The organism is Mesorhizobium sp. M4A.F.Ca.ET.090.04.2.1, assembly GCF_003999085.1.
Lineage (GTDB): Bacteria > Pseudomonadota > Alphaproteobacteria > Rhizobiales > Rhizobiaceae > Mesorhizobium.
On record NZ_RZOT01000026.1, the window covers coordinates 1 to 21,317 of the forward strand.

At 65.6% G+C, this 21,317-nt stretch carries 16 protein-coding genes; 2 read left to right on the plus strand and 14 right to left on the minus strand.

Features of this window, described 5'->3' with window-relative positions:
* The 11 genes from rpe to EN781_RS03730 all read right to left on the minus strand — a co-directional run.
* A partial coding sequence (gene rpe / locus EN781_RS03675) for a ribulose-phosphate 3-epimerase (RefSeq protein WP_127399790.1) occupies positions 1–519 on the minus strand: 519 nt, incomplete at its 3' end.
* A gap of 206 nt (positions 520–725) precedes the next feature.
* A complete protein-coding gene (locus EN781_RS03680; protein ID WP_126056921.1) occupies positions 726–2,684 on the minus strand; it encodes an EB domain-containing protein in 1,959 nt (652 codons plus the stop codon).
* Between the two features lie 128 nt (positions 2,685–2,812).
* Positions 2,813–6,685 carry a hypothetical protein gene (locus tag EN781_RS03685; RefSeq protein WP_127399791.1) on the minus strand — a complete coding sequence of 1,291 codons (3,873 nt, stop codon included), beginning with the start codon at positions 6,683–6,685 and terminating at the stop codon, positions 2,813–2,815.
* A gap of 11 nt (positions 6,686–6,696) precedes the next feature.
* A complete protein-coding gene (locus EN781_RS03690) occupies positions 6,697–8,676 on the minus strand; it encodes a hypothetical protein (RefSeq protein ID WP_127399792.1) in 1,980 nt (659 codons plus the stop codon).
* 364 nt (positions 8,677–9,040) lie between these two features.
* Positions 9,041–9,982: an alpha/beta hydrolase gene (locus EN781_RS03695; protein ID WP_126056922.1), complete on the minus strand. Its 942-nt coding sequence runs from the start codon at positions 9,980–9,982 to the stop codon at positions 9,041–9,043.
* Between the two features lie 217 nt (positions 9,983–10,199).
* Positions 10,200–10,982 (minus strand): carnitinyl-CoA dehydratase, encoded by a 783-nt coding sequence (locus EN781_RS03705; protein ID WP_126056924.1) that lies wholly within the window; start codon positions 10,980–10,982, stop codon positions 10,200–10,202.
* Positions 10,975–13,053 carry an acetate--CoA ligase family protein gene (locus EN781_RS03710; protein ID WP_127399794.1) on the minus strand — a complete coding sequence of 693 codons (2,079 nt, stop codon included), beginning with the start codon at positions 13,051–13,053 and terminating at the stop codon, positions 10,975–10,977. Before EN781_RS03710 ends, EN781_RS03705 begins: the two co-directional genes overlap by 8 nt.
* A 64-nt stretch (positions 13,054–13,117) precedes the next feature.
* Positions 13,118–14,281 carry an acyl-CoA dehydrogenase gene (locus EN781_RS03715; RefSeq protein ID WP_126056926.1) on the minus strand — a complete coding sequence of 388 codons (1,164 nt, stop codon included), beginning with the start codon at positions 14,279–14,281 and terminating at the stop codon, positions 13,118–13,120.
* A 4-nt stretch (positions 14,282–14,285) separates the two neighbouring features.
* Positions 14,286–15,398 (minus strand): carnitine 3-dehydrogenase, encoded by a 1,113-nt coding sequence (locus tag EN781_RS03720; RefSeq protein WP_126056927.1) that lies wholly within the window; start codon positions 15,396–15,398, stop codon positions 14,286–14,288.
* On the minus strand, positions 15,395–16,024 hold the full coding sequence (locus EN781_RS03725) for an HD domain-containing protein (protein ID WP_126056928.1): 630 nt from the start codon (positions 16,022–16,024) through the stop codon (positions 15,395–15,397). Before EN781_RS03725 ends, EN781_RS03720 begins: the two co-directional genes overlap by 4 nt.
* 14 nt (positions 16,025–16,038) lie before the next feature.
* Complete coding sequence (locus EN781_RS03730; RefSeq protein WP_126056929.1) at positions 16,039–16,956, minus strand: 3-keto-5-aminohexanoate cleavage protein; 918 nt, start codon at positions 16,954–16,956, stop codon at positions 16,039–16,041.
* Between the two features lie 76 nt (positions 16,957–17,032).
* Here EN781_RS03730 and EN781_RS03735 point away from each other — a divergent pair, with 76 nt between their 5' ends.
* Positions 17,033–18,013, plus strand: coding sequence for a GlxA family transcriptional regulator (locus EN781_RS03735; RefSeq protein WP_127399795.1), 981 nt, complete (start codon positions 17,033–17,035; stop codon positions 18,011–18,013).
* 1 nt (position 18,014) lies between these two features.
* On the opposite strand, the gene EN781_RS03740 is transcribed toward EN781_RS03735, so the two are convergent.
* Positions 18,015–18,224, minus strand: coding sequence for a hypothetical protein (locus EN781_RS03740; RefSeq protein ID WP_126056931.1), 210 nt, complete (start codon positions 18,222–18,224; stop codon positions 18,015–18,017).
* Between the two features lie 186 nt (positions 18,225–18,410).
* Complete coding sequence (gene xylA, locus EN781_RS03745; RefSeq protein ID WP_126056932.1) at positions 18,411–19,736, minus strand: xylose isomerase; 1,326 nt, start codon at positions 19,734–19,736, stop codon at positions 18,411–18,413.
* Positions 19,737–19,850: 114 nt separating this feature from the next.
* Here xylA and EN781_RS03750 point away from each other — a divergent pair, with 114 nt between their 5' ends.
* The gene (locus tag EN781_RS03750) at positions 19,851–20,213 is read left to right on the plus strand and encodes a nuclear transport factor 2 family protein (RefSeq protein WP_126056933.1); all 363 of its coding nucleotides are present in this window, start codon (positions 19,851–19,853) and stop codon (positions 20,211–20,213) included.
* Positions 20,214–20,410: 197 nt separating this feature from the next.
* On the opposite strand, the gene EN781_RS03760 is transcribed toward EN781_RS03750, so the two are convergent.
* A partial coding sequence (locus tag EN781_RS03760; protein WP_245492537.1) for an FGGY-family carbohydrate kinase occupies positions 20,411–21,317 on the minus strand: 907 nt, incomplete at its 5' end.

Genomic DNA, 21,317 nt, shown 5'->3' on the forward strand with positions numbered 1-21,317 from the left:
CTCGATCTGGATCGGACGGTTGCCGATCAGCGCCTTCACCCGCTTCACCTTGTCGACCATGGCCGGAATGAACGCCTGACCGCCGAAGCCCGGGTTGACGGTCATGATCAGGATCAGGTCGAGCAGGTCGAGTACATATTCGACAGCGCTTTCGGGTGTCGCCGGGTTAAGCGACACGCCGGCCTTCTTGCCGAGGTTCCTGATCGTCTGCAGCGAGCGGTCGAGATGCGGTCCGGCCTCGGCATGCACGGTCATGCCGTCGCAGCCGGCCTCGGCGAAGGCGGCCAGATATGGATCGGCCGGCGCGATCATCAGGTGGCAATCGAAGAAGGCCTTGCTGCGGTTGCGGATCGCCTTTACCACCGGCGGGCCGAAGGTGATGTTGGGGACGAAATGGCCGTCCATGACGTCGAGATGGATCCAGTCGGCGCCGGCTGCCGCGACGGCCTCGACCTCGTCGCCGAGCTTCGAGAAATCCGACGCCAGCACCGATGGCGCGATCAGGGTTTTCTTGGCCATGTCCGCTTCCCGTTCTTCAAGTCCGCTCCGCCCTAGCGCATCGGCCGGAAAATCGGAACCGTTTTTCGAAAGGGACAATGCCTGATTATGTGTTGGAGCGCAGCCAGCGCCCAAAAAGGAGCTACGTCGCTCCCGATCGGGATGACGTTTCGTCATCCCGCAAAGGAGAGAGGCGTCGCCGCCTCTCTCCTGGTTTGCAGCAGGATTCAGTTCACCTGAAGTCGTGACCTGGCCTGTCCCGGCAGGAACGACGGGCCTCTGCCTTGCTTCAACTTCTGCAGCCCAAGCGTCTTCGAAGCCGGCCTGGGCACGCAATGTCCGCGCACCGTCATTTCGGTCGGCCGGCAGCCCGTGGTGATGATTGCGTCCCTCACACATGCCTTGCCGACCAGATGGTAGCCGCGTTTGCAGTCGATGATGATGGAAGGCTTGCGCACGCATTCGCCATTGATGCGCTGTTCGTCACGCCGGCATTTCCCGGCGATCACGGCATTCTTCACGCATTTCAGGCCGACCTGATGATAGCCGGGCAGGCAGTGGATGCTGACGCCGATGCACCTGCCGTCGACCAGCTTCTCGGTGCTCTTGCATGCGGCCACCAGCGGCCTGTCGACACATTTGCCGCGCAGCAAGCTTTGGCTGGGCAGGCATTTGCGGCCGGGATCCACAACGACCGGCGGCAGCCTGGGCTTGCCGAAGTCGGGGCGCGTGCTTGAGACAAGATCGTCGACCTTGGGCTCGACAGTGCGTTTTATGCAGGTGAAATCCTCCGCATCCGCGTCGATGGTGGCAATGGATCCATTCGGCTTGATCTCCTGCAAGGTGCACTGGATCGAGCGGGTCCTGCTTATGCTGAGATCGTGCGCGGCGCTGGCCTTGAACACACCGCCTTCGTTGAAGGCGACCGCGGTCCCGGTGAAGAAGGCGCCGTTCGAGCAACCGATCCGGTAGTGCAACGCGCCGGGAGCATCGCGGCTCGCTTCGAACGCGACCTGACCTTTGCGCGGGCAAAGTTTCCTCGATCCGGCGCTGTCGGAAACGGTCACTTCGCCTTGCCAGTCGGCCTTTGCCGGCGGGTTGTCGGGATCGGCCTGAGGTCCATCGGTGAAGCCGCCGCCGCCCGCGCCAGTGCAATGGACGGTGATGTCTTTCCAGCCGTCGAAGGGCTCGAACGGGCCGTTGCCGACTATTTCGGTCTTGTACTGGAAGTACGCGGTCGCTCCGACATTCTCCCATTTCTCATAAGTGGCGAAATAGCCGTTCTTGCCCGCGTCGAAGGACGCCCAGACCTGCTTGAATTCCGATGTGATCGGCCCATTGTCCTTCTGCCGCCAGATGCGCATCGATACCGGCCCGGCCTTGTTGGCCTGCGCGCGGCTGGTCACCTTGAGCGCCGGGCACACTGTGCCGGGTGTCGAGCCGGGCTGGTTCGAGCGGTAGGTGGTCAGGAACAGTTTGACGTTCTTTGTCTCGAATTCGCCGAAATCGACGGCGATGTCCTGAGCCGCCGGTTTGACGACGGGATCGCAAACGACCTGGACGTCGAACGAACCGTGTTCGGCATAATGCGATTCGTAGATCGGATAGGGCCAGCTGCCGCCGGTCGTCTCGGTGGCAGCATTGTGCATGTCGAGCGCCTTGTCGGTCAGCGCCGAAAAGGTTGCGTGGAAGGTGTGCGTGAACGAATAGGACTTCGTCGGCCCATCGGGCTGGAGGTGCTGGTTGCACTTGGCGATAATCTGATCGCCATAGGGCACCGACGCGATGTCCGCATTCGAAGACAGCGCCATGATCGAGGGATCGAAGGAGAAGTTCGCCTGGTGATCATAGTCGCGGCTGACCGGCGATGCGCTCCAGATCGGCGGAAACGCCCCGCACTGGCTGGGGCCGCATACGCCGAGCGATACACCGACCTGCTGCACGTAGCCTGGCCAGCGTGTGTCGATCTTCATGTGGCCCCAGAACTGGACCGTGCCGCTTTTCAGCCTGTCCCATTTCTGTTTGTCGCTCGAAACGACATGGAGCGTGGTGTTGACGCTCTGCGTGTCGAACGACATCGACTTGATGTTGGCCTGCGCGGCGGAAGCGGAGGTGCTGACTAGTCCGGCTGCGAACAGGGCAACAGTCGCAACCGTATTGCGAAAGGCATGGCTGACTGAAGACATCTCTCTCTCCTGATGTGTTCCTTCAGCGATTGGTCGCCGCTCGCGGCATCAAGGTTCACGCGGGCGATCCCGCCAACGAAAAACCCGCCGGATTGCTCCGGCGGGGTTCTGGTTTTCCTATCGCTAGATCACGGCTTGGAGTTCTGGATGTTCGCACCCGCCGGATCCTGCTGCACCTGCGGCGTACGTCTCGGCACCAGCTGCTGCAGGATGTTCGGATTGAGCAGCAGGTTCGGGTTGACCTCCACGCCCGGCTTGCGGATCGGGACGCAGTTTGGATATTTTCCGGTCGTCCCGGTCGGGCAGCGCCGCAGGATGATGATCGGCTGGCACTGGCCGTTGATCAGCTGCGAACCCGGAGCGCATTCCTGCCGGACCCTACGGCAGGCACCGTCACGGACCTCGGTGCCACGCGGGCAGACACATTCGCCACGCTTGTTGTGGACCTGGCCGCGAATGGTGCACTGCTCCAGTTCAGGCTTCTTCTGCCGGCAGGCGCCGTCGCGGATTTCCGTACCCCTCGGGCAGACACAGTTGCCGTTGGCGTCGTGGATCTGGCCGCGGATCGTGCACTGCTCCGGCTTTGGCCGGATCGGCCGGCAGGCGCCGTTGCGCACCTCGGTCCCCTTCGGGCAGACGCAATCGCCATCGGCGTTGCGGACCTGGCCGGGGATCCGGCACTGCTCCGGTTTCGGCCGGATCGGCCGGCAGGCACCATTGCGCACCTCGGTCCCCTTCGGGCAGACGCAATCGCCGTCCGCGTCGTGGACCTGGCCGCGAATGGTGCACTGCTCGGGCTGCTGCTTGTCCCGCACGCAGGCATTCGCGATCCTGTCGAGATGCGTGCCCTTGGGGCAGTAGCAGCTGTCGCCATCCGCCGACGGCACCGAGCCGGGTATAGTGCAGCCCTGCGTCATCTTCACGCAGGCGCCGTTCTCGAGCTCGGTTCCGCGCGGACAGACACAGCGCCCGTCCTCGGTGCGGATCTGGCCCTTGAGCAGGACGCAAGGCTTTGGCTTTGGCTTCGGCTCGATGATGACGCCGTCGCCCGTGCACTGGCCGTTGCGGTAGGTGGTGCCTTCCGGGCAGACGCAGCGGCCGGCATCGTTCATGACGAAGCCCGCCGAGCACTGCTTCTTCACCTCGTTCCTGATGGTGAAGGGATGGCACGCATAAGCCTTGCCGCGATTGCCCTGGATGTTGGCCTGATCGCCGGAAAGCACGTCGCCGCCGCCCTGCACCCGCGTATCCGGAGACAGGACGCCAACGCAGTTCTGACCGTTGACCGTGCCCTGCAGATTGGCCAGGCGGCCGTCATCGGGGATGACCACGGTGACATTGTGCACGTGGCTTTCCCCGGCGCCGAGCGTCAGGTTGGTTATGCAGGACAAAGGCAGCGTCGTCGGTTCCGGCGAGCAGCCGAAGGGCGGCTCGATCGACGTGATCTCGACGCCTTCCAGCCTGCCCAGTCCTTCCACGCCGATCGCATCGCCGATCCGGACCGGACCGGAGAAGGCGCTCGGCCCATCGTTCGTGATGGTGATTTCGAACGAGCAGGGCTGGCCGGGCCGGCATTCGCTGTCGCCGGTCTTCTCGACGCGGATGGTCGGAGCCCCGCCGCCCTTGGCGCAAGCCTGGCCGATCGGATAGACGATGTCGTCTCCCGGCGCCGGCCCGTAGGAGCCGCGCGCGCAGTTCTCGAACTCGCCATTGGCCGAGACGGTCACGTCGAAGTGCCTGGAGGTTCCGGGCGTCATCACGGCGCCGGGAATCTGGCAAGACAGCGTGTTGGCCGGAACCGGTCCGCAGGCCCATTCAGCGCCGTCGGGAGTGACGGTCTGGATCTGGACCGGTGCGCCACCGGCCACCAGCGTGGCGGCATCGTTGACCCGCACCGGACCGGTGGGGGCCGCCGTGCCGGCATTGCTGACGGTGATGCGGCAGGAAACCACCGCGGCACCGGCCAGCGAGCCGTTGCACACCTTGGTGATGCGCAGGCCGGGCTTGCCGCCATTGGGATGGCGGAAGCGTTCCTTGGCGCAGGCCTTGTTGTTGGTGAGGTCGACCTCACCGGGTATGGCCTTCACCGCCGCGCAGTTCTCAACGCTGTCCGACTGGTAGTTTGCCGGCATCACCGCCTTGACGACGATCGACGTCGAGGCGCCAGGCATCAGCACGATGCCGGGATTGTCGCAACGGAACTGGCCGGGGCCGTTCGGTCCACAGCTCCAGGGCGGAGACGGGCCGAAGGTCGAGGAGGCAGGCGCGCCGCCGGGATAGCTGTCGATGACCGTCAGCGGTCCGTTATAGGGGACGCTGCCGTTGTTGATGAGGTCGATGACGAAGTAGCAGATGCCGTCAGCCGTGCAGACCGGGATGCGGGCACGCTTCTTCAGGATCAGGTCGACCTTCTTCTCGACCGGCGGCCGGCACTCAGGGTCGCGATCGCCACGCCGGCAGATCGGGATCGAGGCGCAGCCGCGATCGTTCTGCTGGCTGCCGAACAGCGGCTTGCCGCTGGCCTGGTAGTCGTAGATGGCGCAGTTGCGCAGCACGCGTCCCTGCCAGCCCGGCGCCGGCTTGAAGCCGAGCTTGAGGTCGACAAAGGCGCCCGGGTTGAGCGTGGTCACCGGATGGGTGCAGGTCATCGGCGTGACGCCGGGCACGCAGACCCAGGGCGGGTTCGGGCCGGAATCCAGCACCGAGCCGGCTGGCAACGTCACCTCGTCGAGCACGATCTTGCCGTGATAGGGCGCGCCGCCGACATTGCTGACCCTGATGGTGAAGTCGCAGCCGCCGGCCATCGTGCAACGCGTGACATCGGCGCGCTTCTCGACCTTGAGGTCCGGCTCCTTGTCGGGCGGGCATCTGAGGTCGCGCGGGATGACGATGTCGATAGTCTGCGTGCAGCACAGGCCCCAGCCCTCCTCCGGACCGGCATAGGTCTCGATGCCGGTGACAATAAGGTGGATGACATCACCGGGCGATGCGCCGACGATCTTCCAGTTGAGCACGCCGCCGCCCGCCGGCACCAGTTGCGTGTCGGGGATGATGGTGATGCCGGGCGTGGTCGTCGAGACCTGCACCCACTTGCCACCCATCTCCTGGCCGACAGGCATGTGGTAGATGAAGGCGCCGCCGCCGGGCACGCAATCGACCGTGCCGCGCTCCACCTTGAAGCATTCCTTGCCGGGAGGTGGTGGTGGCGGATTACATTTGGTCAAGTCGATGCGGATCGAGGTCTTCTCGCCAGTGAGGAAATCGCCGTCATCCGGCTTGCCCGGATCCTGCGACGGGATGATGGTCCCCGGGCCGCCTCCCATCGACACCTTGATCGTGCCCTGGTTGTCGACCATGGCCGGCGCGGGGAACGCCGCGTGGTCGATCTTGGCCACGATCTGGAAGGTGATGGTGCGTTCGTTCGCGGCGCCCATGCCGTCGAGATCGCTGGCGGAAATCCGGAAATCGGAAACCGTCGCGGTGTCGTTCGGGTCCGCCGAGGTGCTGATCACCGCACCGGGCAGTGCACCGCCCGCCGCATCGGTGCCATCGCCGGACACATGCGCGCTGACGATCTGCAGGCCATGCGGAGGCTGGTCCTTGAAGTCGAGCCTGGTGTTCTTTAGCGCATTGGCAAGCACGGGATTGGCAAAGGCTTGCGCATTGCCGCGCAGGCCGAACGTCAAGGTGTAGAAGACGTAGTCGCAGCTTCTCTGGCCGCCCTTCTTGGTGAAGAACGGCACGATGCGCCCCGGCTCGGGATTGACGACACGGGGATTGTCGAGCTCAAGCCTGGGTTCCGGGCCTGCGGCCTCGACGATCTTGGCCGGGATGGGGTCCTCGGCGAAGGCCGGCAATGCCGGCAGCATGGCGACCGCGATACCGGCCGCCATCAGCCAGCGCGCGCCGCGCCTGGCATATGACAGGGGTTTCATGATCGTCTCCATGACGGTGGGTTTGCTGCTGCTGGGAGCAAGCGGGGAAAGCGCGGAAATGGTCATCTTTCCCTCCCTCACGGTTCGCAGCTGACGGCTGGGGTTCTGAGCGGCAGGGTCATTTTGCAGCAAGGGTAGTAGCCGCCCTTGTCGCGGTCTGACTGCCTGTAGAAGCAGAGCCCGACATCGACCGTGTCGCCCGGATAATGGCCGGTGATGCCGATCGTGTATGGCGTGCCCGGCGCATGCGACATGGGTGAGGTCACCCCGACGCCTGGCGTCTTGGACAGAGCCTTGATCGAATCGCCGCCGAAGCCGGCATGGTCATGGAGATAGAGATCGGCCTCGAGGCCCGAGGGCGTGCAGAAGTACTGGACATCCTCGACATCGAGACAGGGAGGCAGATTGCCGGGCGGTGGGAAGTCCGGCGGATAGAATGGCGGCAGGTAACCGCCTGGAATTTCCTCATAGTAGCCGGCACGGCCCTCGCAGGGACGCCAGACCCTGACGTCGCCGACATGGCCTTCCACTTCCGGGTCCTCGAAATAGCTGTCGAAGTCGACGAACCAGGAGCCGAAGGGCGGCAGGTTGGCCGGCTTGACCAGCGGGGTCGGCGTGAACTGGACGCCATGCACGGCAAAAGGCCCGCCAGCGGCGAGCTGCTCGGCAAGCGCCGGATTGTCACGCAACTTGTCGCCGGTGTTGACCAGCGTGTCGGTGCAGACACTGGTGTCGAGATTGCCCTCGGCGTCATAGCCATATTGCAGATCGACGCCACCGGCCGACTGGCGGTTGCCTTGCGGGAAGCCGATCGCATATTCCTGCGGCACTTCCACCCAGACCGATTCCGTCGCCGGATCGTCGGGATTCTCGCGCCAGTAGCGGATGACCTCGCCCTTGCCGGAATCGGCGAAGCGGCTGTAATCGTAGCGGTTTTCGACCGGGCCGCGCTGGGCCAGATACATGAAGCCCGTGTTGTCGAAAGCGATGCCGGTGACGGCGTAGTCCTTGTCGGCCTCGACCGTCAGCTCCCAGCGCGGATCGCCGGCGAAGCGGCCGTCGCGGGCAATGCCCACCGACCAGACCTCCGCCTTTTCGCCGACCGTATAGTAGACCCGGCCGCCGTGATAGGCGACCGCCCAGACACGGCGCTCGTCCTGGGTGTAGCCCCATGTGTCGGGGTCTTCGCTGTCGAAGGCGCCGCCCTGGATGTCCATGACGGCGCCGTCGTCGGCGACCGGGTCGAGCCCGTGCGCCGGGCGTCCGGCGACGCCATGGTCGAACGTGTCGATCAGCGTGCCGTTGGCGTCGATGCGATGGATCAGGCCAGTGTCGAGATCGGAGGCGAAGAACTGGCGATGGATGGGGTCGAAGGAAAGGTTGCCGATGCCGGGCCCGCTGTTGGTGTCGATATCGGCGAATTTCGAAACGGCGCCGGTAATGCCGTCGATCTTCCAGATCGTGCCCGGCCCGCCGCCATTCTCGGTGCCGAACTGGCCCTCCATGAAGGCAGAACCGGCAGCGCCGCGGCGCTCTCGCTCGGGCCGTCCGTCATTGTCGGCGTCGGGCGTGACGATCTCGATGCCGTGCAGTGAGGTCGCTGCGGTATAGAGGTTCGGGATGCCCGACGGCACGCCATCACGCACGCCGTCGTCATAGGTAAGGCCGAAGACCTCGCCGATCTGGCCGGCCGTCACCTCGAAGGGCGGCGGCGTGTAGACGAGCTGGCCCGAGGCCGGGCCGCCGAGATGCGAGACGTCGAAGACGCGCAAGGAGGCGCGGCTGATGTCGATGAAGGTTTCGTCGACCGGATCGACGCCGGGCGGAAGGCCCCCCTCTTCGGAATCGGAAGAGTCGAAATTGGGGATGACAGTGCCGGGGAAGCCGGTCACCGCCATCGAGCCAGGATAGATGATCTGGGTTTCCTGCGCGCCGGCGGGACTGCCGAGCCACAGGCTGGCGCTGAGCGCAAGAGCAAGAAGTCCGCCGGTTGCCTTTGCCGCGCGGCGCAAACGGCCGGCACGAGCGTGCGCAAGAGCGCCTTGGTCGCAGGACATAGAACTCCCCCCGAAGTCTATGGAAGAACCATCCGGCATTACCGCGCGAATCAGGGCAAGGCGCGGCGTTCCGGCACGTTCTTCCCTGATCGAATTGTCTGCTTTCCTCATGTTCACGATACGCCGGCTCTTACGCAGGGTCAACGGAATCAGCGGAAAGCCCGGCGCATCGACCCCGTCCCGAAGACGGTGGTCGCGCCGAGCTTCTGTTGTTCCCGGAGACCATGGAGCCTCTGGGTTTCTGGTCATTGGGTTTTCCTTTCCCGGGCCGCACCATGCGGCGCCTGAGCGTCAGTCGTGGGCTGACGCGGAAAGGTTCATGGGGGAAAGGCGGCGAACTGGGACAACCCGTCGCCGGAGTGCGTCACCAGATCCAGTCGCCCTTGCCGAGCGCCGTTGCGGCCTCGACGATGCGGGTGAAGCTGGCGCGCGCCCGGCCTACCGTGCGCCGGGCCCTCAGGTAGCCATGCACAAGTCCCGGTTCCTCGAACCAGTATGCATGTCCGCCGGCCGCGACGACGCGGTCGCGATAGGCCTCGCCGTCGGAAGACAGCGGGTCGCATTCGGCGGTGATCAGCACGGTCGGTGGCAGGTAGGCGAAATTGGCGTCGGCGAGCGGCGACAAGGTGATGTCGCCGGTGCGATCCTCGCCGCCGGTGCGGATGTCCATGTAGAAATCGAGGTCGCGCACCGTCAGCATCGGCGCCTCGGCATGCGCGAAATAGGACCCCGTCGAACGGTCGCCGCCGAGGCCCGGATAGACCAGGACCTGGCCGACCGGCTTTTTGACATGGCCGCGCGTAGCGTGGCTGACGGCGGCGCAAAGGTTGCCGCCCGCGCTGTCGCCGCAGAGCAGGACGGGACGGTCGTAAGTGGCGGCCGCCCATTCGAAGGCGGCCATGACATCGTCGAAGGCGGCCGGATGCAGATGCTCAGGCGCCAGCCGGTAGTCGACCGAAACCACCTCGAAGCCGGTGCGGGCGCAGAGCTCGGCGCAGACATCGTCATGGCTGTCCAGCCCGCCGAGGATGAAGCCGCCGCCATGGACGTAGAGCACCATCGCCGCCGTGAGCGGTTTTGCGTTGCGATAGAGGCGGATCGGGATGTCTTGCGCGGGCGCCGGGATGGCCGTGGTCTCGACCGTCACGCCTTGCGGATAGCCGGCAAAGAATTCCCGGCACATGCGGTCATAGATCGCGCGCTGCTGGGCAACCGTGTAGTCGATCGCATACGGCGGGTAGTAGGCGTTGGTCTTCTCGATGAAGGCCCAGGTCTCGGCGTCGATGAGGGTTTTGTAGTTGGTCATGGTTGCTGCATCGATTGGAGAGGTCGAGCCCAGGCACCCCCCTCTGGCCTGCCGGCCATCTCCCCCTCAAGGGGGGAGATCGGCAGTTTTGGCCATGCCGCCTTTTCTGCAGCGTCTGAGACTGGTGAAAGCCTTCGCGACATCCGATCTCCCCCCTTGAGGGGGAGATGCCCGGCAGGGCAGAGGGGGATGGGAAGGAACGCCATCGGCTGCGAGACTATCTGCCCTTCCACACCGGATCGCGCTTCTCGGCAAACGCCCGGAACCCTTCCATATTGTCCTCCGACCCGTAGAGCAAATCGACGGTCGCCAATTGCCGGCGCGTGACCTTGTTCATCGCGTCCTGGAAGGTCAGCGCCTCGGCCACGCGCGCGGTCTCCTTGATCGCGGCGAAGACCAGCGGCGGGCCGCTGGCGAGCAGCCGGGCGATCTCCCATACGCGGTCCTCGAGCTTCTCCTTGGGCAGCACCTCGTTGACCAGGCCCCAGCGATGCGCCTCGGCGACATCCATCCAGCGGCCGGTGAGCAGGAGGTCCATGGCGACATGGTAGGGAATGCGCTTCGGCAGCTTGATCGTCGCGGCATCGGCAAGCGTGCCGGCGCGGATCTCGGGCAGCGCGAAGGAGGAATGGTCGGCGGCGTAGATGAGATCGCAGGACAGCGCCAGCTCGAAGCCTCCGCCGACCGCCATGCCGTTGACGCAGGCGATGACCGGCTTGTTGAGGTCGCGCAATTCCTGCAGGCCGGCGAAGCCGCCGACGCCGTAATCGCCGTCGACCGCGTCACCGCCGGCCGCCGCCTTGAGGTCCCAACCGGCGCAGAAGAACCTGTCGCCGGCGGTCTTGACGATGGCGACGCGCAGCTCGGGATCGTCGCGGAACGCCTTGAACGTCTCGCCCATCAGCCGCGACGTCTTCAGGTCGATGGCGTTGGCCTTCGGCCGGTCGAGCGTGACCTCGAGGATAGTGCCCTCGCGGCGGGTGGTGATGACGTCAGCCATTCTTCTTTTCTCCAAGCACCAGCAGCGCGTCGGCGATCCAGGCGCCCTTGCCTTCGGCGCAGACGATCAGCGGATTGATGTCGAGCTCCTCGATCTCGCCGGCATTCTGCTGCACGAAGCCGGCAATGCCGGCGATCGCGTCGATAGCGGCGGCGACATCAGCCTTTGGCCGGCCGCGATAGCCTTCGAGCAGCGGGTAGAGCTTCAGTCCACGCAGCGCCGCCTCGATGTCGTCGCGCGTCGCCGGCAGCATCAGGGTGACGCTGTCGCGCAGGAGCTCGACCAGCACGCCGCCGGTGCCGAGCGTCATCACCGCGCCGAACATCGGGTCGCGGGTGAAGCCGACGATCAGCTCGGCGACGCCGTCGCGCACCATGCGCTCGGCATAGAGGCCGGTGCCGAGCGGCAGGAGGTCATGCGCGGCGGTGCTCACGGATTCGGCATCCTTGAGGTTGAGGATCACCGCGCCGACTTCCGACTTGTGGGTGACGCCCAGCGCCTTCAGCGCCACCGGGAAGCCTAGCGCCATCGACGAAATCACCGCCTCAACCGCATTGGCGGCGCGCTCGCCCTTCGGCACCGGTAGCCCGGCCTTGATCAGCCGCGCCTTGGCCTCGGCCTCGTCGGGCGTGACATGGCCGGCGTCGGCCGCGCCCGCGGCGCTGGTGTCGACCGGCTGCGCCTCGGGCTCGCGCCAGGCCCAGCCGATGAAGGCGGCCGCCTGAGCGGCATCCATGGCTTCCGAGATGCCGAACAGCGGCACCATGCCGCGCGCCATCAGTCCGGCGGTATATTCCTCCGGCAGGTTTTCCGGCAGCGAGGACACGATCGCGCCTTGCGCGCTGTTGGTCTTCAGCGCCGCCTCGAAAGCGCGCAGCGTCGCCCACCAGTCGGTGTCGGAGCAGCGGTCGGGACGCGGGAAGTCGAGCACCAGCATGTTGAGGTCGAAGCCGCCCGACACCATCGCGGTGAAGGTGGCCATCATAGCCGGCTCGTTGTTCCAGATGAAGGTGTGGTAGTCGAGCGGATTGGCGACCGCGACCAGCGGCCCCAGCGTCGACTTGACATGGGCGCGATGCTTGTCGGTCAGAGGCGGGAAATGCACCCAGCGCCCCTCCGCGCTATCGGCCATCACCGAGGCCTCGCCGCCCGAGCAGCTCATCGACGACAGCTTGTAGCCGGGCAGCGGCCCGGTGATGTGCAGGAGCTTGAGCGCCTCGATGAAGGCTGGAATGGAATCGACGCGGGCGATGCCGAGCCGCCTCAGGAAGGCGCCGGAAGCGGCGTCCGAGCCGGCCAGCGAGGCGGTGTGCGACACCGTCGCCTGCCGCGCCTGTTCGGAGCGGCCGACCTTCATGGCGATGATCGGCTTCCTCAGCTCGCGCGCCCTGGCCGCAAGCCGCTCGAAGCCGGCGACCGAATCGAAGGCCTCGATGTGCAGGCCGAGCGAGGTGACGCGCTCATCCTCGATCAGGCCGAGGGCCATTTCCGAGAGGCCGGTCTGCGCCTGATTGCCGGCGGTCATCAGGAAGGCGATCGGCAGGCCGCGCTTCTGCATCGTCATGTTGATGGCGATGTTGGACGACTGGGTGATGATGGCGACGCCCTTGCCGCTGTCGGGCAGCCTGATGCCGCCATGCTGGTCGGGCCACAGAAGCGCGCCATCGGCATAGTTGATGAGACCATAGCAGTTCGGACCGATGATCGGCATCTGGCCGGCGGCGGCGACGAGCTCGGCCTGCAGCCGTTCGCCGTTCTCGTCATAGGCTTCGGTCTCGAGGAAGCCGGCGGCGAAGCAGACGGCGCCGCCGGCGCCGCGCTCTGCCAGAGCCTTGACCACCTCGATGGAAAGATGCCGGTTGACGCCGACGAAAGCGGCATCGGGCGCGCCGGGCAATTCGGCGACGGAGCGGTAGGCCTTGCGGCCGGCAACCTCGTCCTTGGTCGGGTGCACCGGCCAGATTTCGCCGGCAAAGCCCATCTTGATCGATTGCGCGACGACGGCGGCGGCCTGCGCGCCGCCAAACACGGCGATCGATTTCGGGCGCAGGAGACGTTCGAGTTTATGCATGGCCATCTTTTCGTTTGAACATGATCTTCTCCAAAAGCCGGATCCCGGCTTTGGGCATCATGCTCTAAGCCCCGAACGGACGCAGCAGCGCCCGCGAAATAATATGTCGCTGAATCTCCGAAGTGCCTTCCCAGATGCGCTCGACGCGGGCGTCGCGCCAGATGCGCTCCAGCGGCAGATCGTCCATCAGCCCCATGCCGCCATGGATTTGGATCGCCTCGTCGGCGACGAAAGCCAGCATCTCTGTAGCCTTCAGCTTGGCCATGGCCATGTCCTGGTCGGTGACGGTGCCCTGATCGTACTTCCAGCCGGCTTCGAACACCATCAGGTCGGCGGCTTTCAACTCCGTCGCCATGTCGGCGAGCTTGAACGACACGCCCTGGAACTTGCCGATCTGCTGGCCGAACTGCTGGCGCTGGGCGGCGTACTCGATGGCGTGGCCAAGCGCACGCTCGGCGCGGCCGAGGCAGGTGGCGCCGACCTGCAGGCGAGTGGCGCCGAGCCAGGAATTGGCAACCTCGAAACCCTTGTGCACCTCGCCCAGGACCTGGCTCGCCGGCAGCCGGCAATCATCGAATTCGAGGATGGCGTTGGTGTAGCCGCGATGCGAGACGTTGCGGTAGCCGTCGCGCACGGCAAAGCCCCTGGTGCCCTTGTCGACGAAGAAGGCGGTGATCTTCTTGCGTTTGCCGCGCGGCGAATCCTCTTCGCCTGAAGCCATGAAACAAATCGCAAAGTCGGCGATGTCGGCATGGCTGATGAAGTGTTTGGTGCCGTTCAGCACCCAGTCGTCGCCATCCTGCACGGCGGTGGCCTTCATGCCGCGCAGGTCGGAGCCGGCGCCGGGCTCGGTCATTGCCAGGCAGTCCCACTTCTCGCCGCGGATGCAGGGGAAGAGATATTTCTCGCGCTGCTCCGGCGTGCCGGCGAGCAGGATGTTGGAAGGACGCGCTACGCAGGTCCAGTGCAGCGCGTAGTTGGCGCGGCCGAGCTCCTTCTCGTAGAGCAGCCAACTCACCGTATCGAGGCCGGCGCCGCCGACATCGGCCGGCATGTTGGCGGCGTAGAGCCCGGCCTCGATCGCCTTGGCCTTCAGCTCGTCGATCAGCTCGCGGCGCAGCACGCCGGTGCGCTCCACCTCGCGCTCATGCGGATAAAGCTCGTTCTCGACGAAGGCGCGCGTCGTCTCGACGATGAGCTTTTGTTCCTCGGAAAGACCGAAATCCATCGCCTCAGCCCTTCTTCTTGCTCTTCTTCGACTTTTCGGCCTTTGCCGGCTTCACGGCCTTCTTCACCGGCTTGGCAGCCTTGGCCTTCTCGGCCGCCTTGGAGACCGGCTTCTTCGCCGCCAGCTTGGCGAGCTGCCTGGTATAGTCCTTGTGCAGCGCGCCGGCGCCCCAGCCCTTGCCCTTGTTCTGCTTCGACAGCGCCTCCATGATCGCGACCAGATTGTCGTCGCGGATCTTTTCCAGCTCGCGGATCGACAGGCCGTGCGCCTGCTCGTCCGACTGGGTGGCGATGAGATCGACCAACTCATCGTTGAACTCCGGCACGTCCATCAACTTGGTCCACGGCCATTTCAGGCAAGGGCCGAACTGCGCCATGAAGTGGCGCATGCCGGCCTCACCGCCGGCGACGCGGTAGACCTGGAACATGCCCATCTGCGCCCAGCGCAGGCCGAAGGAATAGCGCATGATGTCGTCGAGTTCCTCGACGGTGCAGATGCCATCCTTGACCAGCCACAGCGCCTCGCGCCAGGCGGCTTCGAGCAGGCGGTCGCCGACGAAGGCCTCGATCTCCTTGCGCACCACCACCGGCTTCATGCCGATCGAGGCGTAAAGTTCCTTGGCGACCTCGATCGCCTCCGGGAAGGTCTGCTCGCCGCCGACGATCTCGACCAGCGGCAGGAGATAGACCGGGTTGAACGGATGGCCGACGACCAGCCGCTCCGGGTGCTTCTTCATCGCCACCTGCATGTCGGTCGGCTTGATGCCGGAGGTCGACGAGCCGACGATGGCATTGGCCGGCGCATGGGCGTCGATCTCGGCCAGCACCCTGTGCTTGAGGTCGAGCCGCTCGGGTACGCTTTCCTGGATGAAATCGGCGTCGGCGACCGCCTCGGCGATGGTCTTGGCGAAGGTCAGCTTGCCTTCCTTGGGCAGGCCGCCGGGCAGCATCTGCTTATAGGCGCGGCGGGCGCCCTTCATCACCTCGCCGACCTTGCGCGACGCCTCGGGATCGGGATCGAAAATCGAAACATCGATGCCGTTCAAGAGCAGCCGCGCCACCCAGCCGGCGCCGATGACGCCGCCGCCGATGGCGGCTGCCTTGTTGATGATGCTCATGCGGAAGCTCCGGTTCTGGTCTTGGCTGTTTCGGGATCGGTAAGCGGCACACGCTCACCGGCGCGGATCACGGCCGGGTCGTAGGCCTTGCGGGCGAAGACTTCGAGCACGAAGGGCCGGAAGAACTCGATCGGCAGCGTGTCGTAATCGGGGTCGAAGCTCGACTGGTCCCAGCGCTCGCAGAACCGGTCGCAGTCGTCGAAATAGGGATGGCCGGCGAAGCGGTCACGGGCGTGGCGGTTGCCGCCAAGATGATGCGCGTAATAGAGGCGCTGGAAATCGCCGTGCTTCTCCACCACCCAGGTGCACTGTTCGCGCACGAAGGGCTTCAGGATCGCGGCCGCGTATTCGTCGTGATTGTAGGGCGCGTAGATATCGCCGATGTCGTGCAGCAACGCGCAGGCGATCCAGTCAGTGTCGGCGCCATCGCGCCAGGCCCGCGTCGCCGCCTGCAGCGAATGGCCGAGCCGGGTGATCTTGTAGCCGGAGAGGCCCTCGTCAAGCTGCACCAGCGCGTCGAGCAGCCGCTCGCCGGTTTTCGCAGCGTAGTCGACCTCATGGGCGGTCAGGAATTCGTAGTCTTCCCTGTCGCCATCCTTCATCGCGGTGAATTTGACGGTCGCCATGGTCAGCCCCCGCCTTATGCTGCGATCGGCGCCCGCTTGGTGAGGTTGAGCTTCTTGCGCACTTCCTCCGGCCCGAGGATCCTGGCGCCGAGATTGGTGACGATGCTGGCGGCACGATCGACGAGCTGCGCGTTGGTCGCCAGCACGCCCTTGTCCAGCCAAAGATTGTCCTCAAGACCGACGCGGACATTGCCCCCGGCGAGCACCGCGGCCGCCGCATAGGCCATCTGGTTGCGGCCGATCGAGAAGGCCGACCAGTTCCAGGTCGACGGCACGTTGTTGACCATGGCCATGAAGGTATTGAGGTCATCCGGCGCGCCCCACGGCACACCCATGCACAGCTGCACCAGCGCGTCCGGCTTCAGCACCTGCTCCTCGACCAGCTGCTTGGCGAACCACAGATGGCCGGTGTCGAAGGCCTCGATCTCGGGCTTGACGCCAAGCGCCGTCATCATGCCGCCCATGGCGCGCAGCATGCCGGGCGTGTTGGTCATCACATAGTCTGCCTCGGCGAAGTTCATCGTGCCGCAATCCAGCGTGCAGATCTCCGGCAGGCACTGGCGCACATGTTCCATGCGGTTGGTGGCGCCGCCCATGTCGGTGCCCTTCTCTTTCAGCGGCAGCGGCGCCTCCGGCGAGCCGAACACCATGTCGCCGCCCATGCCGGCGGTGAGGTTGAGCACCACGTCGACATTGGCCTCGCGGATGCGCTCGGTCACCTCGCGATAGAGATGGATGTCGCGCCTGGGCTTGCCGGTCTCGGGATCGCGGACATGGCAGTGGACGATCGCCGCACCCGCCTTGGCGGCGTCGATCGCCGAATCGGCGATCTGCTTGGGGGAGCGCGGCACATGCGGACTGCGGTCCTGCGAGCCGCCGGACCCGGTCACGGCACAGGTAATGAAGACCTCACGGTTCATTGCGAGCGGCATTGGACTTCCTCCCAATCAAGACAGACCCAACAATGACCGACTTGCCGGAAACTGTTTTGCGCTTTACGAAGCTGACATGACTAAAAGCGAAAAGCCGACGATCTTTCGCGCCGAACACGAAACGCTCAAGGTGACGCTCCTGGTGTTCTCCGGCTCGTCGATCATGTGCGTGGCCTCGGCCGTCGACCCGCTGCGCGCCGCCAACCGCATCTCGGGCGACACGCTGTTCGACTTCAAGCTGGTCTCGGTGACGGGTGAGGCGCCGGTTACGACATGTGGCCTGCCGGTGGCGGTCAGCGGCCGCTTCGATGCCGCCGAGCCGACCGATGTGTTGGTCGTCGTCGCCGGCTTCGGCACGCAGAATTATGCCACGGCGGCGCTGCTTGCGGGGTTGCGCAGGGCGGCACGTGCGGCCCGCGCCTGCGGCGGCGTCGAGGCCGGCACCTGGCTGGTGGCGCGGGCCGGTCTGCTCGAAGGGCGAAGCGCCACCACGCATTGGGAGGACATGGAGGATTTTTCCGCCGCCTTCCCGGGCGTCGACGTGCGTCCGGACCGCTATGTCATCGACGGGCCTGTCTTCACGTCCGGCGGCGCCTCGCCGACCTTCGATCTGATGCTGCATCTGGTGCGGACCAGGCTCGGCATGGCCGTGGCGCTCGATGTGGCGAGCGTGTTCATCTACGACCAGGCGCGCGCCGCGACCGATGCGCAGCCGCTGGTCTCGCTCGGGCGGCTCGACGGCTACGACCCAAGGCTGGCGCAGGCGATCCGGCTGATGGAATCGCATGTCGACCAGCCGCTGACCATCGACGCCGTGGCCAAGCGCGCCGGCGTGACGGCGCGGACGCTGGAAAGCATCTTCCTCAAGTCGATCGGCGAGACGCCCGGCGCCTATTATCTGCGGCTGCGCCTCAGCGCCGCCCGGCGCCTGGTGGTCGACACGCGGATCGCCATGGCCGACATTGCCGGGCGGACGGGATTCTCCTCCGCGGCGGCATTTTCCAGGGCATTTTCGAGGGCTTTCGGCGAAGCGCCGGTGAGGCTCCGCCGGGGATAGGCTACGCGGCGGTCTGCCGGGTGCTGGCGCTGTCGATCTCGGAGCGCATCTGCCTTGCAATATGGGTCTCGAAGCGGCTGGCGACCGCGCGATCCCATTCGGTCGCGCCGCGTGAACCGGCCTTGCCGTGCGGCAATGCCATCAGCCGGTCGATGATCGAGCCAGCCTCGCCAGATGAGAGCAGGGCGTCGATTTCGCGTTCGTGCTGCATATCGTTTCGCCTCCTTCTTCCTGATTCCCGCCACGAGCCGACACTATAGGAAATCCGTGACGGCTGTTTGAAGGCAAGAGAGAGGCTATTGAGGGGCGGCGCGGGGCAAAACCTTGTCGTCGGTTTCAGCCCCGCGCAAAGCCGTTTTATCTTAGCGGCTGCTTGAGTTAGGGCCGGCGCCCTGCCTCACACATAGCGGTTGACGATGTTTTCCAGCAGCTCCTGGCGGCCGGAGCGCGGCTGCGGCTCGATCTTCTTCTTGACCACCCGCTCGGCGATCTCCTCCAGCGTGCGCTTGCCCGACAGCATCGCCTTGCCTTCGGCGGTGTTCCAGCCGGCATAGCGCTCGGCCAGCGGGGCCGACAGCGCCTTGTCCTCGATCATCCTGGCCGCCGCCTTGAGGCCGCGCGCGCAGGCATCCATGCCGCCGATATGGCCGATCAGCAGGTCCTGCGGGTCGAGCGACTGGCGCCGCAGCTTGGCATCGAAGTTGGTGCCGCCGGTCTTGAAGCCGCCGCCCTGCAGGACCTGGTAGTAGGCGAGCGCCATTTCCGGCACGTTGTTGGGGAACTGGTCGGTGTCCCAGCCCGACTGGTAGTCGTTGCGGTTCATGTCGATCGAACCGAAGACGCCGAGGGCATTGGCGAGCGCCAATTCATGCTCGAAGGAATGGCCGGCGAGGATGGCGTGGCCCTGCTCGATGTTGAGCTTCACTTCCTTCTCCAGCCCAAAGCGCTTGAGGAAGCCGTAGACGGTGGCGACGTCGTAATCGTACTGGTGCTTCGTCGGCTCCTGGGGCTTCGGCTCGATCAGGATGGTGCCCTTGAACCCGATCTTGTGCTTGTAGTCGACGACCAGGCTGAGGAAGCGCCCGGCCTGCTCCTGCTCGCGGCCAAGGTCGGTGTTGAGCAGCGTCTCGTAGCCCTCGCGGCCGCCCCACAGCACGTAGTTCTCGCCCTTCAGGCGCTTGGTGACGTCGATGCAGCTCTTCACCGTCGCCGCCGCATAGGCGAAGACATCCGGATCGGGATTGGTGGCCGCGCCGGACATGAAGCGGCGGTGCGAGAACAGGTTCGCCGTGCCCCACAGCAGCTTGACGCCGGTCTTCTTCATCTTGGCGGCAAAATAGTCGGCGATCTCGTCGAGGCGCGCGGCGCTCTCGGAAAAGTCCTTGCCCTCGGGCCGGACGTCGGCGTCGTGGAAGCAGAAATAGGGCGCGCCGAGCAGCGAGAACATCTCGAAGGCGACGTCGGCCTTGAGCTTCGCCAGCTCCATCGTGTCGATGCCGCCGGGCTTGGCGAACCAGGGACGATCGAAGGTCTGGCCGCCGAACGGGTCGCCGCCGGGCCAGGCGAAGGAATGCCAGTAGGCGACGGCAAAGCGCAGATGGTCTTCCAGCCGCTTGCCGGCGACCAACTCGTCCGGGTTGTAGAACCGGTAGGCGAGCGGATTGGTCGAATCCGGTCCCTCGTACTTGATCGTCTGGATGTCGCCGAAAAATCCGCTGCTCATGATCGTCCTTCCTCTCGCAGGTTCCTGTCCGCCATTACCTCAGGCGTAATTGGTTTCATGCCGGCGCTGGTCGAAAAGGGTCATGTCGAAACGATCCAACGAAGGATGAAGACCATGACCGACCTCAACACGATCGCCCGGAACTACATCACCGCCTGGAACGAGAGCGATGCGGGCCGCCGCAAGGCTCTGCTCGAAGCGGCCTTCACCAGCGACGTCAGCTACCGCGATCCGATCATGCAGGGCGACGGCCACGCAGGCATCGCCGCGCTGATCGACGGCGTGCAGCAACGCTTCGCCGGGTTCCGCTTCTCGCTGAAGGGCCAGCCGGACGGGTTTGCCGATCAGATCCGCTTCTCGTGGAATCTCGGCCCGGAGGGCACCGAGTCGGTCATCGAAGGCACCGACATCGCCGTCATCGAGAACGGCCGCCTGAAGAGCGTCACCGGGTTTTTGGACAAGGTGCCGGCGCAGTGAGGCTTTGCTGTTGAGGTGGGCGCCAAGCACCCCCCTCTGGCCTGCCGGCCATCTCCCCCTCAAGGGGGGAGATTGGCTGGCTTTTCCGCCTTCGCCAATCACTGACCTTGCAAGACTGGCATAGCCGTCGACGCTGCTGATCTCCCCCCTTGAGGGGGAGATGCCCGGCAGGGCAGAGGGGGGTGCCTCGCGCCCGCTCACGCGGTTGCCGCCCTGATCGCCGGATAAAGCGCCCTGTAGCGCTGGTAGGCGTCGGCGAAGGCCCCGCCAAGCCCGGCGTCCGGATCGATCGTGGCGTCGGTCGCCGGCGCGGTGCACACGGCAAGCGGATCGGCGCCGGTCGCGGCGATCAGGCCGAGCCGGGCCGCGCCGAACGCGGCGCCGAAATCGCCATCGGCCGGGATGTCCACCGGCACCTGCAAGGCCGTGGCAATCGCCTTCAGCCAGTAGCGCGAGCGCGACCCGCCGCCGATCGCCGTGACCCGGGTCAGCGTCGTGCCGGCCGTCTTCAGCGCTTCGAGACTGTCGCGGAAGGCAAAGGCGACGCCTTCGAGCACGGCCTGCGTCAGCACGGCGCGGCCGGTTTCATGCGCCAGGCCGGTGAACGAGCCACGAATGGCGGAATCATTGTACGGCGTGCGCTCGCCTGAGAGATAGGGCAGGAAGGACACACCGGTCGGCGCCTTGAGCGTATCGCCGAGCTCGGCGGTCAATTCGCCGGCGCTTTTGCCGGTGATCTCCGACAGCCAGTTGAGCGAATCGGTGGCCGACAGGATAACGCCCATCTGGTGCCAGGTGTCGGGCAGCGCGTGGCAGAAGGTGTGCACCGCGCTTGCCGGATTGGGCAGGTAGGCGGCGTTGGCGGCGAACAGCACGCCGGAGGTGCCGAGCGACACAAAGGCGTGGCCGGCGCCGACCGTGCCCATGCCGCAGGCCGAGGCCGCATTGTCGCCGGCGCCGCCGGCGATCGGAATGCCTGCTGCAACGCCCCATTTGGCGGCAAGCTCGGCGCGCAAGGCGCCGGCCTTCGCCGTGCCCTCGACCAGCGACGGCATGTGCTTCTCGTCGAGTGAGGTGGCTGCCAGCAGATCAGCGGACCAGCGC